The organism is Isoptericola sp. NPDC056618, from assembly GCF_042792715.1.
Classification (GTDB): domain Bacteria; phylum Actinomycetota; class Actinomycetes; order Actinomycetales; family Cellulomonadaceae; genus Isoptericola; species Isoptericola nanjingensis.
This window is the reverse complement of record NZ_JBHTVZ010000002.1, coordinates 246,644-262,455: the sequence shown is the minus strand read 5'-3', so window position 1 is coordinate 262,455 and position 15,812 is coordinate 246,644. Positions and strand designations below refer to the sequence as shown.

Annotated in this window: 15 protein-coding genes and 1 tRNA gene; 6 read left to right on the top strand and 10 right to left on the bottom strand. The window is 70.7% G+C overall.

Features of this window, described 5'->3' with window-relative positions:
* From ACFQ8T_RS04275 to ACFQ8T_RS04245, 7 genes are all read right to left on the bottom strand, one after another.
* Window positions 1–776, bottom strand: a 776-nt coding sequence (locus tag ACFQ8T_RS04275) for an MFS transporter (protein ID WP_430545312.1), incomplete at its 3' end; no start/stop codon positions are given.
* A gap of 88 nt (window positions 777–864) precedes the next feature.
* Window positions 865–1,878, bottom strand: coding sequence for a VOC family protein (locus ACFQ8T_RS04270; protein WP_430545311.1), 1,014 nt, complete (start codon window positions 1,876–1,878; stop codon window positions 865–867).
* 25 nt (window positions 1,879–1,903) lie between these two features.
* Window positions 1,904–3,292: an MFS transporter gene (locus tag ACFQ8T_RS04265; RefSeq protein WP_430545310.1), complete on the bottom strand. Its 1,389-nt coding sequence runs from the start codon at window positions 3,290–3,292 to the stop codon at window positions 1,904–1,906.
* Between the two features lie 23 nt (window positions 3,293–3,315).
* The gene (locus ACFQ8T_RS04260) at window positions 3,316–4,236 is read right to left on the bottom strand and encodes an amidohydrolase family protein (RefSeq protein ID WP_430545309.1); all 921 of its coding nucleotides are present in this window, start codon (window positions 4,234–4,236) and stop codon (window positions 3,316–3,318) included.
* Complete coding sequence (ligK, locus tag ACFQ8T_RS04255; RefSeq protein ID WP_430545308.1) at window positions 4,233–4,931, bottom strand: 4-carboxy-4-hydroxy-2-oxoadipate aldolase/oxaloacetate decarboxylase; 699 nt, start codon at window positions 4,929–4,931, stop codon at window positions 4,233–4,235. The genes ACFQ8T_RS04260 and ligK overlap by 4 nt, the downstream gene beginning before the upstream one ends.
* Before the next feature lie 55 nt (window positions 4,932–4,986).
* Window positions 4,987–6,021 (bottom strand): amidohydrolase family protein, encoded by a 1,035-nt coding sequence (locus ACFQ8T_RS04250; protein WP_430545307.1) that lies wholly within the window; start codon window positions 6,019–6,021, stop codon window positions 4,987–4,989.
* Window positions 6,018–7,217, bottom strand: coding sequence for a 4-oxalomesaconate tautomerase (locus ACFQ8T_RS04245; RefSeq protein ID WP_430545306.1), 1,200 nt, complete (start codon window positions 7,215–7,217; stop codon window positions 6,018–6,020). The genes ACFQ8T_RS04250 and ACFQ8T_RS04245 overlap by 4 nt, the downstream gene beginning before the upstream one ends.
* Window positions 7,218–7,296: 79 nt before the next feature.
* Between ACFQ8T_RS04245 and ACFQ8T_RS04240 the strand changes: the two genes are divergently transcribed.
* From ACFQ8T_RS04240 to ACFQ8T_RS04220, 5 genes are all read left to right on the top strand, one after another.
* Entirely contained in the window at window positions 7,297–8,070 is a 774-nt protein-coding gene (locus tag ACFQ8T_RS04240; protein ID WP_430545305.1) for a UbiX family flavin prenyltransferase, read from the top strand.
* A gap of 12 nt (window positions 8,071–8,082) precedes the next feature.
* Window positions 8,083–9,594: a UbiD family decarboxylase gene (locus tag ACFQ8T_RS04235; protein WP_430545304.1), complete on the top strand. Its 1,512-nt coding sequence runs from the start codon at window positions 8,083–8,085 to the stop codon at window positions 9,592–9,594.
* A gap of 527 nt (window positions 9,595–10,121) precedes the next feature.
* The gene (locus ACFQ8T_RS04230) at window positions 10,122–10,658 is read left to right on the top strand and encodes a single-stranded DNA-binding protein (RefSeq protein WP_430545303.1); all 537 of its coding nucleotides are present in this window, start codon (window positions 10,122–10,124) and stop codon (window positions 10,656–10,658) included.
* Complete coding sequence (locus ACFQ8T_RS04225; protein ID WP_430545302.1) at window positions 10,655–11,293, top strand: hypothetical protein; 639 nt, start codon at window positions 10,655–10,657, stop codon at window positions 11,291–11,293. Before ACFQ8T_RS04230 ends, ACFQ8T_RS04225 begins: the two co-directional genes overlap by 4 nt.
* On the top strand, window positions 11,293–12,300 hold the full coding sequence (locus ACFQ8T_RS04220) for a hypothetical protein (RefSeq protein WP_430545301.1): 1,008 nt from the start codon (window positions 11,293–11,295) through the stop codon (window positions 12,298–12,300). The genes ACFQ8T_RS04225 and ACFQ8T_RS04220 overlap by 1 nt, the downstream gene beginning before the upstream one ends.
* A gap of 481 nt (window positions 12,301–12,781) precedes the next feature.
* On the opposite strand, the gene ACFQ8T_RS04215 is transcribed toward ACFQ8T_RS04220, so the two are convergent.
* The 3 genes from ACFQ8T_RS04215 to ACFQ8T_RS04205 all read right to left on the bottom strand — a co-directional run bounded on the left by ACFQ8T_RS04215 (window position 12,782) and on the right by ACFQ8T_RS04205 (window position 15,149).
* Complete coding sequence (locus tag ACFQ8T_RS04215; protein WP_430545300.1) at window positions 12,782–13,996, bottom strand: tyrosine-type recombinase/integrase; 1,215 nt, start codon at window positions 13,994–13,996, stop codon at window positions 12,782–12,784.
* 155 nt (window positions 13,997–14,151) lie between these two features.
* Window positions 14,152–14,223, bottom strand: a tRNA-Val gene (locus ACFQ8T_RS04210).
* A 59-nt stretch (window positions 14,224–14,282) separates the two neighbouring features.
* On the bottom strand, window positions 14,283–15,149 hold the full coding sequence (locus ACFQ8T_RS04205) for an aminotransferase class IV (protein ID WP_430545299.1): 867 nt from the start codon (window positions 15,147–15,149) through the stop codon (window positions 14,283–14,285).
* Window positions 15,150–15,309: 160 nt separating this feature from the next.
* On the opposite strand from ACFQ8T_RS04205, the gene ACFQ8T_RS04200 reads away from it, so the two are divergent.
* Window positions 15,310–15,807: a hypothetical protein gene (locus ACFQ8T_RS04200; RefSeq protein ID WP_430545298.1), complete on the top strand. Its 498-nt coding sequence runs from the start codon at window positions 15,310–15,312 to the stop codon at window positions 15,805–15,807.
* The last annotated feature ends 5 nt before the right edge of the window (window positions 15,808–15,812 follow it).

Genomic DNA, 15,812 nt, shown 5'->3' with positions numbered 1-15,812 from the left:
CTTCCGCTTTGTTGTACCCCCCAGGGGGGCCCCCTCAACACCCCCGGCCGCCCCCCCCCCCGCGGGCCCCGGGGGGGGGGGGGGGCCGCGCCCCCGAGGCCGTAGCGCTCGGACACCGCGTCGGCGTCGGCGCGCCGGCCCAGCGTGACCAGCGTGGCGGGCGGCTCCGGGAGGAGCTTGAACGCCACCGGCAGCAGGACCACGGCAGGCAGCGCGCTGATGAAGAAGACGCTCTGCCAGCCCAGCGGGTCCACGACGGCGAGCACCAGCAGCGGTGCGACCACGCCGCCCACCTGGTGGGCGCTCATGATGACGCCCGTGGCGAGGGCCTTGCGGGGCCCGGTGGTGAACTCCATGCCGTAGGAGATGGCGATCGGCAGCAGGGCGCCGAGCCCGAAGCCGCAGATCAGGCGGAAGATGCCGAAGGTGGTCGCCGTCGGCGCGAACCCGCACCCGAGCGTCGCCAGGGCGAACACCGTGACCGAGGCCAGGACCGTGCGGCGCCGGCCGATCCAGTTCGACGACGTACCGGACAGGATCGTGCCGACCAGCATGCCGAACGTCGTGTACGAGCCGATGGCGCCGGCGGTGGCGTCCGTGAGCCCGAGGTGGCCTCCCCCGATCATGTGCGGCAGCACGGCCCCGTACACGAACGTGTCGATGCCGTCGAGGAAGACGAGGAACCAGCACACCGCGACGACGGCGAGACGGCGGCGCGCGCTTCGTCGCGCGGCCTCGCCGTCGAGGCTGGTTCCGGGGTCGAGCTGGGTGGTCATGTCGGCTCCTTCGCCGTGATGGTGCGCTCTCGCAGCGTTGCGGATGGTGCGGGTCGTGCGGGTAGGGGGTGTGGTGCGGGAGGCGGGGTCAGTCGACCCGCGGTGTGCCGTGGGTGTGGAACGACTCGATGGTCTGCAGGCCCCAGGCCTGGCCCTTGGCGCGCTCTGCCTCGGTCCAGGTGACCAGGGGCCAGTCCGGCGCCAGGACCAGCCGGGTCAGCGGGTTGCACAGCTCGATCCGGTTGCCCCCCGGCTCGTAGACGTACAGGAAGAACGTCTGCTGGATGGCGTGCTTGTGCGGGCCGGTCTCGATGAAGACGCCGGTGTCGAGGGCCAGGTCGGCGGCCCGCAGGATGTCCTCGCGGGTGTCGGTGGCGAACGCGAGGTGGTGCAGGCGGCCCTGCGAGCCGGTCCAGTCCTCGGTGTAGACCAGGTCGTAGGACTTCTGCGTGAAGGTCTGCCAGCGGGCGCCGATGTGCCCGTCGTCGAGCCGGATCTGCTCGGTGGGTCGGGCGCCGAGCGCGTCGATGACGAAGTCCGTGGTGGTCTCCACGTCCTTCGCGAGGTAGTTGACGTGGTCGAGTCGGCGGACGCCGACGCCTTGCCCCGGCTTGGCCTGCGGCTGGTTCTTCAGGCCGGGAGCGAGCTCGGCCGGCGCCTGCCAGTACTCGGTCTCGTGGTACAGGGCGAGCTCGTGCCCGTCCGGGTCCTGGGTGACCCACAGGTCGCCGATGCTCGGCTCGTCTCGCACCCACTGCCCCGTTGCGCCCGTGGCCTGGACGGCGGCGACCCGGCGGTCGAGCGCCTCCCTGCTGGAGCAGCGCAGCGCGGTGCGGCCGATACCCGGCTGGTCGCGGCGGGTGACGACCAGGCTGTGGTGCTCGTAGTCGTCCCAAGTCCGAAGGTAGGTGCTGTCGCCGTTCCGGGAGGCGACGGTCAGGCCCATGTAGTCGATGAAGAACGCCACCGTCTCCTCGGGCACGGGCGTGAAGAGCTGCGCGTGCCCGAGGTGGGCGACGTCGCCCAGCGGCGGGCGGGTGGGCGTGTCGGCGACCATGCGCCGCAGCGACGTGAGGTTCTCCGGGACCGGGATCGCGGCCATGGGATGTCTCCTTCTCTCTGAAAGTTCAGCTGCCGGACGGGTGGGCGGCGACGGTCTCGGGCGCCTGGGAGGCTGCTGCTGCGGCCTCCGCCGCGAGACGCGCCTTGCGCGTCGCGGGTCCAAAGATCGCGAGTGCCAGCGCACCGACGACCCACGTGCCGGCGATGAAGCCGAATACCGCCTGGTAGCCGACACCTGTGTAGATGCCCGCGATGATGAGCGGGCCCGCAGCGTTCGACAGGCGTCCCAACCCGTACGAGACGCTGGTGCCGACCGAGCGGCCGCGGGTGTCGTACAACTCGGGCGAGTAGGCGTACGCCAGCGACGTGTATCCGCGCTCGAAGAGGTTGACGAGGAAGCCGAACGCGACGATCAGCATGGGGTTGAACGTGAGGCCGTACAGCAACCCGCTCACGGCGATGATCAGCCCGAAGACGACCAGGCACCACTTGCGCTCGAACCGGTCGGTGACGAGCGCCGCGAGGTACGAGCCGAGCGGGGCGCCTACCGTCGTCAGCGCCACGTAGAAGATCGAGTCCTCCACGCTGACTCCCTGGTCGGCCAGCAGGGTAGGCGCCCAGCTCGAGTAGCCAAAGAATCCGATGGTCTGGGTGATCCACAGGACCGAGAGCAGGACGGTGGGCAGAAGGTACTTCTTCTGCAGCAGCACCCGGTAGCTCGCCCGGCCATGCTCCTCGACCACGACCGGCGGTGCCGCGGGGGCGAGTTCCCCGTGCTCGGCCGCGGCCGCGGTCTCGAGCCGCGTCAGGACGGCGTCGGCCTCGGCGTAGCGTCCGTGGGCCTCGTACCACTTGGGTGACTCCTCGAGCTTGCGGACGAAGAGCAGGAAGAGGAGTCCGAGGGCGCCCCACAGGTACACGAGCCGCCACGACCAGTCGGAGATCGGCACGACGAACGAGGCGACGAGGTTCGTCACCGGGGTGCCGCAGATCCCGATGACCATCGCGTAGGCCTGGAACTTGCCCCGCTTGGACGCCGGGTAGATCTCACTGACGTAGACGACCGCGACCACCGTCATGGCGGACAGGCCCGCGGAGGTCAGCACCCGGAAGACGCCGAGAGACGCGATGTCCCACGAGAAGACGGACGCGAACGACCACGCCGCGAACCAGATCGTGGTGAGTGTGAGGGTGCGCTTGCGCCCGAGTCGGTCGGCCAGACTGCCTGCCACGATCGAACCGATGAACATCCCGACGAAGGAAAAGGACGTCACGTAGGCGACGTGGGTGACGTCGATTCCCCAGTGCGTGCGGATCACCGGTGCGGTGATCGCGAACGTGTTGATGTCGGCGAACTCGAAGAAGTAGGCGAAGGCGACGGCGACGATGGTCGTCTTGTGGAACCGGCTGATCGGCAACCGGTCGATCCGGTTCGCCGCGTTGGAGTGCTGCACTGCGATCTCCTCGGGTGGGTGGCTCAGGCGTCGTCGCGCGGCCAGTACATGCGGGTGGGGTTGTCCACGAGAAGGGCGCGCTGCGCCGCCTCGGTCGTGGCGATCAGGGGGATGTGGTCGACGAGCAGCCCGTCGTCGGGCATGTGGTCGGTGAGGTTGGGGTGAGGCCAGTCGGTGCCCCACAGGACGCGGTCGCCGAGCTCGTCCACGACGGCGCGGGAGAACGGGACGACGTCGGCGTACGCGTGCCGCTCGCCGTCGAGCGCGCGCGGTCCGGTCACGGTGAGCCGCTCCGGGCACGACACCTTGACCCACACGTCGTTCGTCGCCGCGAAGCGCAGGAACTGGGCGAACTCGGGGCCGCGCAAGTCCTTGGTGACGTCGGGGCGGCCCATGTGATCGATGACCAGGGGCACCGGGAGCGAGGCGAAGAACGGGGCGAGCTCACCCAGGTCCGCCGCCTCGAAGTAGAGGACGACGTGCCAGCCCAGCGGGGCGATCTTGCGGGCGATGGTCTCCAGCGCGTCGTGCGGGGCGGCGTCCACGAGACGTTTGACGAAGTTGAAGCGCACGCCGCGCACTCCGACATCGTGCAGGCGCCGTAGCTCGGCATCGGTGACATCGGGGCGGACGGTGGCGACGCCGCGGGCACGATCAGGACCCGCGGCGGCGAGCGCGTCGACGAGCGCGCTGTTGTCGGCGCCGTGGCACGTGGCCTGCACGATGACGTTCCGGCTGACCCCGAGGTGGTCGCGCAGCGCGAACAGTTGCTCCTTGGAGGCGTCCACGGGCGTGTACTTGCGCTCGGGCGCGAACGGGAACCGTGTGGCCGGCCCGAACACGTGGCAGTGGGCGTCCACGGCGCCGTCCGGCAACGCGAACGACGGCTTCGTGGGCCCTTGGTACCAGTGCAGCCAGCCGGGGGTGACGTCGAGGGCGGTCATGACGGGTCCTCCTCGTCTACGTAGGTCAGGCCGAGCTCGGCCAGCCGGGGTCGCATGTCGTACATGTCGAGCCCGAGCTCGCCGGCCGCGAACCGTGCCCGCTTGGCGGTCTCGTTGTCCTCGCGCCGGCGGGCGGCCTCGGCCACCTCGGCGGCACGAGCCGCGGGCACGACGACCACGCCGTCGGCGTCCGCGACGATCACGTCGCCGGGGGTGACGAGCGCGTTGGCGCACACGACGGGCACGTTCACCGACCCGAGGGTGGCTTTGATCGTGCCCTTCGCGTGAACCGCCCGGGAGAAGACGGGGAAGCCCATCTCGCGCAGGGTGTCGACGTCGCGGCACCCGCCGTCGATGACGAGACCGCGGGCGCCGCGGGCCTTGAGCGAGGTGGCGAGGAGGTCTCCGAAGAAGCCGTCCTCGTTCTCGGTGGTGCACGCCGCCACGACGACGTCACCGGGGCGCACCTGCTCGGCCGCGACGTGCAGCATCCAGTTGTCGCCGGGCTGCAGCAGCACGGTGACCGCCGTGCCGCACATCTGCGCTCCCTCGTACACGGGGCGCAGGTACGGGCGCATGAGGCCCAGGCGGCCCATCGCCTCGTGCACGGTGGCGACGCCGAACTGCGACATGGCCTCGACGGCCGCCGGGTCGGCGCGGCGGATCTTCGTGTGGACGACTCCGAGCTCTTGCACGGCGGGATCCTTCGGGTGGTGGGGCGTGGTGGACGTGGATGACGGGAGGCGCGTGTCAGCGGCCCTGGTCGGCGAGCCTCTTGTCGAGGCGTGGGTAGACGCGGCGGGCGTTGCCGTCGAACAGGGCGCGCACCTGCGCGCCGCCGAGGGACCGCGCCTCGGCGTGCGTCTGGACGTATCGGCGGGTGTCGTCGAAGTGGTGTCCGGTGCGCGGGTCGATGCCGCGCACGGCGCCGACCATCTCGGACGCGAAGAGCACGCCCTCGTGCGGGATCACGTCGAGCAGGAGGTCGACGCCGGGCTGGTGGTAGACGCAGGTGTCGAAGAAGACGTTGGTGCCGAGCATCTCCTCCGGCTCGGGCCGGCCGAGCGCCTGCGCCAAGCCGCGGAACCGGCCCCAGTGGTAGGGCACCGCGCCGCCGCCGTGCGGGATCACGAGCCGCAGCTCCGGTAGGTCGGTGAACAGGTCGCCCTGCAGCAGCTGCATGAAGGCCGTCGTGTCGGCGTTGAGGTAGTGCGCCCCGGTGGTGTGGAAGGCGGGGTTGCAGCTCGTGGAGACGTGCACCATGGCGGGCACGTCCAATTCGACGAGCTTCTCGTACACCGGGTACCAGGAGCGGTCCGTCAGCGGCGGTGCCGTCCAGTGCCCGCCCGACGGGTCCGGGTTGAGGTTCACCGCGACGGCGCCGAGCTCGGTCACCGCGCGCTCGAGCTCGCCAACCACGGTAGCCGGGTCGACGCCGGGCGACTGCGGCAGCATCGCGGCCGGCATGAACCGCTGCGGGTAGAGGTCAGCCACCCGGGCGCACAGGTCGTTGCAGATCCGCGCCCACACCGCCGATGTCGCCAGGTCCCCTACGTGATGGGCCATGAACGACGCGCGCGGCGAGAACACCGTGACGTCGATGCCGCGTGCGTCCATCTGCGCGAGCTGGTTCGCCTCGAGCGTCTCGCGGATCTGGTCGTCGCTGATGCGCGGACCGGCGGGGTCGGGGGCGGGGCCGCCGTCGAGCGCGGCGACCTGCGCCTCGCGCCACGCGGCGAGCGGCTCCGGGGCCGTGGTGTAGTGGCCGTGGACGTCGATGATCACGCGGTCGTCTCCTTCTCGTTCGTGGGGTCCCACACGGTTCGCGGCACGAGCACCTCGCCCGACATGAGCAGGCGTGCGGTGCGCAGCAGCGCGGAGCGCACGACCGTCGGCGGGTCGTCGCCGTCGAGGCCGAGCGACACCGTGAACTCCCCGGAGGGGTGCTCGACCGAGACGTGCACGTCACCGTCCGCGTCGCGGGGGGCGAGCTCCGCGACGTCGTGCGCCACGGAGCCGGGCAGGACGCACGCGGTGGCGACGGTGACGGCGGCGAGCACTCCGATGGACTGGTGCGCCACGTGGGGGATCAGGGAGCGTGTGGCGATGGTGCCGCCGTGGGTGGGCGGTGCGACGAGCGTCATCTTGGGGTAGTTCCGCGCAGTGACGTCGCCGAGGCCCATCGCCTCGCCGCACACCAGGCGCAGCCGTTCCACCCGATCCTTGAGGGAGTCGTCCGCATCGATCTCGGCCGGCGACTCGTCGCCGCGTGCATCGAGCTGGGTAGCCGCGACGACCACGAGCGGCTGCCCGTTGTCGATCAGGGTCACCTCGACGTCGCCCAGCCCCGGAACGGTGACGGTGTCGCGCACGTTCGCCGTGGGCAGCAGGCTGCCGGCCACCGATCCGGCGGTGTCGAGGAAGGCGATCTCCACCGCGGACGCTGTGCCAGGCACCCCGTCGATGCGTGCGTCCCCGGCGTACTCGACGTCGCGGCGTCCGTCGGGCCCGAGCGGGGTGCGCACGGTGATGTCCGCGACCGCGCCGGTGTTCGCGGTGCGCACCCGTGCTGTCGTCGTCTCCCCCTGTGGGGCGAGCATTCCCGTCTCGAGCGCGAACGGCAGCACCGCGGCCAGCATGTTGCCGCAGTTCGGGGTCGTATCCACGACCTCGGAGTCGGGCTGCAGCTGGGCAAACGTCCACTCCAGGTCGACGCCGTCGACCCCCGGGGCAACCACGCCGACCTTGCTCGTGAGCGGGTGCGCACCGCCGAGCCCGTCGATCTGCCGCGGGTCGGGCGAGCCCATCGCCGACAGCAGCACCGCGTCGCGCGCGGCGTCGTTCCCGGGCAGCACTCGGGCATCGAAGAACAGTCCCCGCGAGGTGCCGCCTCGCATCAGCAGGCACGGCACCGCGGTCTGGGAGCCCGCGGCACGGGCCCCGCGGAAGCCCGCAGGTAGAACGCCGTCCATGGCGATCATGAATCCTCCTCGGTGAGGTGTACGCCAGCGAGCGTAGATCATCAACAATCTTGTTGACAATCTTGTCGCCAATGCGACGATGGACGTGGCCGTTCCGTGGCAGGCCTTGCGGTTGGCCGTACGGGGACCCAGCGCGCGGTCTGTCGAGTGCGATTGCACGATGGGACCGCGCCGACGGACGCACGAGCACACGAACCAACGGATGGAGCACGACATGGTGGGCCTGACGAACGATTCGAACCGGGTAGTCGTGGGAGTCACCGGTGCCACGGGCGTGGTGTACGCGGTGCGAGCGCTGGACGTGTTGCGCGAGCTCGGCGTCGAGACACATCTGGTGGTGACCAGGTCCGCGGCTCTGACCCGGGACTACGAGACGGACCTGTCCAAGGAGGAGCTCGAGTCGCACGCGGACGTCTCGTACCCGTTCTCCGACGTGGGAGCTCCTTTGTCGTCGGGTTCGTTTCGCACCCGAGGGATGCTGATCGCGCCGACGTCGATGCGGACGCTGGCCGAGATCGCCACGGGCGTGACCTCCTCCCTCGTCTCCCGGGCCGCGGACGTCACTCTCAAGGAGCGCCGTCCACTGGTGCTCATGGTGCGCGAGGCGCCGTTGAACCTGGTCCACCTGCGGAACATGGCGGCGGTCACCGAGGCCGGCGCGACGGTGTTTCCCCCGGTGCCGGCGTTCTACCACCGGCCGACCACGATCGAGGAGATCGTCGACCACTCCGTGGGGCGCGCGCTGGACCAGCTCGGCATCCACACCGACCTGTTCCCCCGCTGGTCAGAAGACTTGCGACGCCGCGTGCGGCACGGCGGCTCCGACGCGGCACACGCCGAGACCGCGGACTGAGGAGAGGGCATCATGACCGACACCACGAACACCCAGACCGACGGCGCGACACCGCCGAAGGCCCCGATCAAGAACCTTCGCGAGGGCATCGAGCTGCTCAAGCAGCATTCCGGCCAGTTCGTCTCGACCAGCACCGAGGTCGATCCGCAGGCCGAGCTCGCCGGCGTGTACCGCAAGGTGGGCGCGGGCGGCACGGTGACCCGGCCCACGCAGGTCGGGCCGGCGATGCTGTTCGAGAACGTCAAGGGCTACGACATCCCTGTCATCGTGGGCGTCCTGGCGTCGCGCAAGCGGATCGCCATGCTCATGGGCGCCGACGAGAAGCACCTGGGCCGCCACATGCTGGGTGCGATGCAGCACGCCAAGGACCCCGTCTTCGTCGACGAGGCGCCGTGTCAGGAGCAGGTCCACCTCGCCTCCGACCCGGACTTCGACATCCGCAGCCTGCTGCCGGCCCCGACGAACACGCCTGAGGACGCCGGCCCGTACTTCTGCATGGCCGTGCTGCGCGGCACTGACCCGGAGACCGGCAAGCACGACGTGACCATCCACCGCCTGTGCGTGCAGGACCGCGACGAGATCTCGGTGTTCATGCAGACCGGACGCCACATCGGGATGATGTACGAGAAGTACGACGCGATGGACAAGCCCATGCCCATCACCATCTCCATGGGCATCTCGCCGGTGGAGTACATGGCCATCTCGTTCGAGCCCCCATCGACGCCCTATGGGTTCGACGAACTCGAGTTCGCCGGCGGCCTGCAAGGATCCCCGGTCGAGCTGGTCAAGGCCAAGACCGTCGAGGAGTACGCCATCGCGTCGGCCGAGATCGTCATCGAGGGCGAGATCCTGCCGAAGCGCCGCGTCGCCGAGGACCAGAACACGGGCACCGGGTTCGCCATGCCAGAGTTCCCGGGCTACGACGGCACCGCGAACCCCTCGCTGCCGATCATCAAGGTCAAGGCCGTCACCACGCGCACCAACCCGATACTGCAGACCCTCGTCGGCCCGGGCGAGGAGCACGTCAGCCTGGCCGGCATACCCACCGAGGGATCGCTCGTGCAAGCGCTCGACGACGCGCTGCCCGGCCTCGTGACGAACGTCTACTCCCACTCCGCCGGCGGCGGGAAGTACCTCGGCATCCTGCAGATCCACAAGCGCGACCACAACGACCAAGGACGCGAACGCCAGGCCGCCATCGTCGCCTTCGGGGCGTTCCCCGAGATGAAGCACATCATCCTCGTGGACGACGACGTCGACATCTTCGACACCGACGACGTGCTTTGGGCCATGACCACTCGGTTCCAAGCCGAACGCTCCGTCGTCCCGATCCCCGGCGTGCGGTGCCACCCGCTCGACCCGTCCGCCGACCCCGACTTCCTGTGGACCAACTTCGACCACGGCATCTCCACCAAGGTCATCTTCGACTGCACCGTCCCCTGGGAGCTGCGCGACCGCTTCATCCGCGCGCCGTTCCAGGACGTCGACGTCACCCGCTTCCTGCCCGACTGGACGGGTGACTGACCGGCCGAGCTCACATCGCTGCGGGTCTCCAGAGCTTGTGGGCCCCTCCGGGCGCGCAGGGCGCTGGAGGCACGGCATCTGAGCCTAGGGCGCCAGGAGTCCCGAAAAGAGCGTCGAGATCTCCAACCTGGCACACCCCTGCTGAGCGGTCGGCGAAGCCCACGACTTCTGGAAAACGTGGATGCTGATCCACGGTTCGCCCGACGGCGCTTTGCGGTCGTCCTAGAAATCGACAGCTGCCCAGGCGCCTCGGAGGTGCACGGAGACCGGCCAGCCGTCGACCCAGTTCACGCGGCCGTGAACGTCTCCGCACGACCGGGGAGAAGGTGCCGACCGACCTTCACACGCGGACCCCGTGCCGGGCCATGAAGGCCGGCCAGTCCGATTCGTCGACAAGATCGCCGTGCCCGGTGTTCTGGACGGGGCGGGTGGTCCCAAGCGCGGTCAGAAGCGCGGGCGTCTTCCACACACCTATCCATCGAAGCGGTCGACCGATTCGAGGGGCCGCCCGATGTGTGGAGGGCGTCATGACCATTGCCGCGCAGCAGTCCCTGGCGGGGTTCATCGCCTCGGACCCGGACGTGTCGTTCACCGACACCGGCGTCACGCGGGTCCACTACCGGGTCGGGGTGGAGCACTGGCGCCGCGAGCAGGACGGGACGTTCACCAGGCTGGACAACTCGTTCCACGACATGCTGATCTTCGGCAAGACCGCCGAGCGGGCCGCGGACCAGTTCCGCAAGGGCGACCAGTTCGTCGCCCACGGCTACGTCGATGTCCGGTACGCGGAACCGCCGGCCCAGCCCGCCGAGCGCGAGCAGTTCGTCGCCCGCAGGATCGGGCACGACCTGGCCCGCACTACCTACGACGTACAGCGTCGCTCCACCAGCCCGCAACACGACGCTCAGCCCACGGGGCCGGTCCCGGTCGGCAGTGCCGAGCCGGCACCTGCCGAGACCGGACGGGACGACCCGTCACCTCCTCCCCCGCCCACGGCCGCAGCCGCTGATCGGCCCGCTGCATCGCATACGGCGACGACGTCGAACCACGGGCTCGGGCTGTGACCGTGGACGGCGAGGTTCCCTGGGAGTTCCGCCCCGAGGACGACGGCCCGCCGGAGGCCCTGGACACCGACGAACAGGTCGCCGCCTACGAGGCCGAGCTCACGGCAGACCTGAATGACGCTGCCGAGGAAATGGGCGAGCTCGAGCCCGTCGACTGGCGGACCCTGACCCCGGCCGAGGCCAAGGCACAGTGGCGCGCACTAGACAGGTTTGTGGCCTGGCTGCGCACGACCTACGGCCTGCCGCCGACCGTGCTCCCGCCGCTGTGGCACCGCCACCCCGAGCTCGTGTGGGAGCTGTCTGCCCTGCACACGCACTGGCTCGCCTGCTTCGAGCCCGGCAGCTCAGGGTCCGGGCCGATCGCCTGGCACGCCGACTTCGCCGACGCCCGCGAGCGCCTGCGCGAGTGGGTGTCCACCAGCGGCACAAGGCTGGACCGGGATCGGCCCACCCGCACCACCTCATGGCCTGGCGAACCCGCTGCGGAGGCCGTCGAGGAGCAGCCCATCACCGACCGGCGCGCTGACTTCGCGGCGTTCGTGGAAGCCGACCTGGCCGCCCGTCGCGCCGCCCACGCACGCGGGGCGCGCAGGGGACGAGACGCGAAGGCGAACCGCTCGAACGGAGGATCGTGATGTCCACGGAGCCGCACGACGACGGCCGCGACCTGCGTCGTCAGGCGGACGAGATCGCCCTCGACGACCACGTCGCCACCTCCGCACGTCCCGCGCATCGAATCATCGCCACCCATCTGTGGGCCATGCTCCGCGGCCTGGGGTTCGACCACGGGCGGGTGCTGGCGGTCGGAGAGGACGCCGCGACCTTGCTCGGCCTGCCGCACACCGACGGGCATTCGTTCATCTCCCTAGCCGCGGACATCACCCCCGACCACGCTCCGGGGGCCGAGCTCCCGGCCCGCGAGACGGTCCCCCGGGCCGGGGACCGGTACGACGTCGTCATCGCGTCCCTGCCCTACAACGACGTGCGCCTGCAGGACCCCGCCCACGTCGTGCTGCGCCGGGCCGGCCAGGCCAGGCTCGCCCTCGCCCTGCAGCGCCTGACCCGACCCGGCGGGTACACGGTCCTGCTCGCCTCGCACGACCTGATGGACAACCCGTACCCCGAAGCACGACGACAGCTGCACCTGGGCGGGGACCTGCTCGGCGCCGTGCGCCTGCCAGCGGGCGCTCATCGCCAACTCCCCGGGCTTGACCTGACTACCGACCTGCTCGTCCTGCAGCGCCGCCGCGAGAACGTCGCGTCGAGGTCGCAGGGGTTCGAGCGCACCCAGTCCATCCGCGCCGACGGGCGCGACGTGGAGATCAACGCCTACTTCGACAACCACGTCGACCAGGTCCTCGGCACCGTCGGCGCCGACCCCCTCGCCTGGGGGCCCGCCGCGATCACCGTCACTTCCACCCCCGACCGTCTCGACCGCGACCTGGCCGACGCTCTCGGCAGCATCACCTCACACGGCCAGCGTGCGGGCCTGACATTCGGCTCCGCCGATGTGCTGGATCCTGTGCGGCCGACTGAATCGTCGACCGCCGACGTCGTTCACGAACGAGACGACCGGCCGGGCGCCCGAAAGCCGCGGCCACACCACAGCCACACCCACGGTCACACAGGGCTCGAGCGGTAGAGGCACAACGTCAGGGAGGACGTCATGGCACCTCAGCACGCTGGAACCCGCGCTCATCGGCTGCGGGCGCCCGGCCAGGGGCACAGCGGCAGGCTCGTCACGCTGGCAGTCGCGGCGGAGCATTTCAGCGTTCACCCGCGGACACTTCGGCGTCGCATCGCGGACGGCACGCTCACGGCATACCGCATGGGGCGAATGCTTCGGATCGACCTGGACGAGGCCGACGCGTGCCTTTTCACGCCTGTGCCGACCCGAGCCACGAGCAGGTGAGCCCGCACAGGACGACACTGGCGGGTGACGCTGGTGCCGTGGGCCAACCGCTTCCACGCTGTGGGCCACGACGGTGACGGCGGCACCCGTATGCCCAGCTCAGCCTCGACGTGGCCCGCGATCCGTGTGGGCCAATCCGGCAGCGTGCGTGGGCCACCGCCGGCACCCTTGTGGGCCACCGAGGAACTATCGGCCTCCACTCGCGCCCGTGTCATGCCGCCGGGCCGGGCCGTCGCGGATCAGCGTTCGCGGCACCCGCGCCCCGGTGGCCCAACGTCTCCTCGGGGAGCACGACGTAGTCGTCGAGCGCGGCCGCGATACGTGCGTCCTGGGCCTGTGCGGCGGTCTGGTATCGCATCGCCACTCCCGGTGTCGCGTGCCCGAGCCGCGCCTGGAGTTCGGCGATCGTCGCACCGGTGCGTGCCGCCATGGTGGCGGCCGTCGCCCGAAGGTCATGGATCCTCAGGTCGGGCCGGCCGATCTTCTGCCGCGCCTTGTTCCAGACGCTCCACAGCACCGACTGCGAGATGGGCGTGCCGACACGCGAGGGGAAGACCAGCCCGTCGGGTCCGGGCTGGGAGAACGTCGCGATGTGCCGCGCCAGGACCTCTGTCACAGCGGATGGCAGGTTCACGGTCCGCCGCCCGGCCTCGGTCTTGACGTCGCGGACGACCTTCCCCTGCCCGCGGATGTTCTGCACCTGTTGCTCGACGCTCACCGTGCCGACATCGAGGTCGACATGTCGGCGTCGCAGGTTCCGGATCTCCCCGGAACGCAGGCCCGACCAGGCTGCGACCAGCACCAGAGCCCTGTACCTCTCCCCGAGGTGCTCCAGCACGGCAGCGACCTCCTCGGGTGCCGCACTCGTCTTGGCCGACACGCGCGGCGCGTTCGACGCTCCTCGCACCGTGCAGGGGCTGCGGTCGACGAGCCGGTCCCGCACGGCGGCGTTGAAGATCGACGCGACGAGGCTGTACACCCGGGCCGACATCGTCGGTCCCGTCTGGGACCGTACGTCTGCGAGCCACGCTCCGATGTCCATCGGCGCGACCGCCCGTATCGGCATCGCACCCAGCTTGTGCGCCTCGACGAAGCGGGTGACGTAGTTCTCGTACTCCTCGCGCGTGCGCGGCGCGAGGTTCCGGCTGTCGAGGTTCACTCGGGCGTACTCGAACACGGGCATCGAGACGGACGCCGCATAACGCTGGTTGGGCGGCACCCAGTCACCCCGGGCGATGAGCCCTTCCTCGGCGTACAGCCACGCCTCGGCGTCGACCCGCGCCGTGAAGGTGCGGTGGTAGCGCACCCCGTCGGGCGCCAGGTACCTCGCGCGCCATCCGGTGGTCTTGCCGGTCGCGCGGTTGGTACGCCGCTCGGTGCTTCCGAAGCCTCGCTTGGTTCGTGCCATCAGGCTCTCGCCTCCCACAGATCAGGTGTTCTTCGAGCACCAGCTGTGGGGCGCTGGTGGGCCAATCCGTGGCCCACCGGGTCCCTTTCAGTCCTCTCGGGTCCACCTGGGGCGGACACGAGAAAGGGCCTCTGACCTGCGAATTCGCAGGTCAGAGGCCCCAACACTCAGGGTGGGCGATACTGGGTTCGAACCAGTGACCTCTTCGGTGTGAACGAAGCGCGCTACCACTGCGCCAATCGCCCGGTGCGTGGACGATATTAGCCACAGATCGGGCGGCGGACCAAACCGGCGCCGCGGGCACTCAGGGGTCGAGGCGCTCGCGGCAGTTCCGCTCGAAGAGCTCGCGCGCCGCGCGGGTCACGTCCCCCACCTCGACGTCGGCGCCGTCCAGCCAGACGACGGGCTGCACGTTGCGCCCCGACGACGTGAGCGCGAGCTGCGCGCGACCCTGCGACACCTCGTCGAGCACCGTGAACGGCAGCTCGCCCTCCTTCGCCTCGCGCACGGGCAGGCCCTCCTCGGCCGCCCACTCGAGCGTGAGGGCGCGGGTGATGCCGGCGAGGCACCCGGAGTCGAGGACCGGGGTGACCAGCTCGCCGTCGCGCTCCACGAACACGTTGGAGCCCGTCCCCTCGCACAGGTCGCCGACGGTGTTGGGCAGGATCGACTCGTCGCCGCCCTTGCCCACGGCGTCCGCGAGGGCCACCACGTTCTCGGCGTACGACGTCGTCTTGAGCCCCGCGACGGCGGACCGCTCGTTGCGCGGCCACGGCGAGCGCGCGGACCGCGACGTGGGCGCCATGGCCGACTGCTGCGCGGCCACGACGACGGTCTGCGGCGCGTCGACGCGGCCGGAGCCGAGCGGCCCGACGCCGGCCGTCACGGTGATGCGGAGCCGGCCGTCGAACGCGCCGTCGAGCCGCACGGCCTCGGCGAGCGCGGCCGCGACGCCGTCGCGCACCTTCTGCTCGTCGGGGGCCGCGAGACCCAGCCCGGTGGCCGAGCGCGCCAGGCGCCGGAGGTGCCGCGTCAGCGCGAACGCCCGGCCGTCGAAGATCGTGCAGGTCTCGAAGACGCCGTCGCCGACGGTGATGCCGTGGTCGACGGCGCTCAGCGCAGCCTCTCCCGGCCCGACGAGGCGGCCCTCCGCCCAGATCACCAGACTCATGGGGCCAGTGTGCCCGACATCACGCCCGGACGGCGTCGCCCGGGGCGTTCGAGTTCACCCCTGGTTCACCCCGGAAGCTCGTAGCGGGTGGCCCGCGCCCGTCTCACCATCAGAGAACGGGTCGCGACAGCGCGACCCCTGCACGATCGAGGAGATCGGCATGAGACAGGTGTTTCGTGTGCTCGCGTACGTCGTCGCCGCCGGCGTCGTCGTCCAGGCCGCCGTGATGGTCTATGCGGTCGCCGGTCTGGGGCTCTTCATCGACGAGGGCGGTGTGCTCGACCAGGCCGCGATGGACCAGTCCGCGGCCGGGGAGTCGCTGTTCCCCGAGGAGATCGGCCTGCTGCTCCACGGGATGAACGGCACGATGGTCCTGCCGGCCGTCGCCCTGCTGGCCTTCGTCGCGTCGTTCTTCGCCGGCGTCCGCGGCGCCTGGCGGTGGGGGCTGGCGATCCTCCTGCTGGTGGCGCTCCAGGTCACGCTCGGCCTCGCGGGTCACAGCATCCCGTTCCTCGGCGCCCTGCACGGGGTCAACGCCCTGCTGCTCTTCGGCGTCGCGATGTACACCGGCTGGCGCGTGACGGCGCGCGACCGGGCCGAGCACGCGGCGCCCGCCGTCGCGTCCCCGGGCCTGGCCGCCGGCGGCGTCGCGCCCTGACCTCG

Coding starts and splice junctions, on each gene's coding strand:
- ACFQ8T_RS04270 (WP_430545311.1), bottom strand. CDS start 1,878: ATGGCCGCGATCCCGGTCCCGGAGAACCTCACGTCGCTGCGGCGCATG.
- ACFQ8T_RS04200 (WP_430545298.1), top strand. CDS start 15,310: ATGAGACAGGTGTTTCGTGTGCTCGCGTACGTCGTCGCCGCCGGCGTC.
- ACFQ8T_RS04235 (WP_430545304.1), top strand. CDS start 8,083: ATGACCGACACCACGAACACCCAGACCGACGGCGCGACACCGCCGAAG.
- ACFQ8T_RS04205 (WP_430545299.1), bottom strand. CDS start 15,149: ATGAGTCTGGTGATCTGGGCGGAGGGCCGCCTCGTCGGGCCGGGAGAG.
- ACFQ8T_RS04240 (WP_430545305.1), top strand. CDS start 7,297: ATGGACGTGGCCGTTCCGTGGCAGGCCTTGCGGTTGGCCGTACGGGGA.
- ACFQ8T_RS04260 (WP_430545309.1), bottom strand. CDS start 4,236: ATGACCGCCCTCGACGTCACCCCCGGCTGGCTGCACTGGTACCAAGGG.
- ACFQ8T_RS04220 (WP_430545301.1), top strand. CDS start 11,293: ATGTCCACGGAGCCGCACGACGACGGCCGCGACCTGCGTCGTCAGGCG.
- ACFQ8T_RS04230 (WP_430545303.1), top strand. CDS start 10,122: ATGACCATTGCCGCGCAGCAGTCCCTGGCGGGGTTCATCGCCTCGGAC.
- ACFQ8T_RS04245 (WP_430545306.1), bottom strand. CDS start 7,217: ATGATCGCCATGGACGGCGTTCTACCTGCGGGCTTCCGCGGGGCCCGT.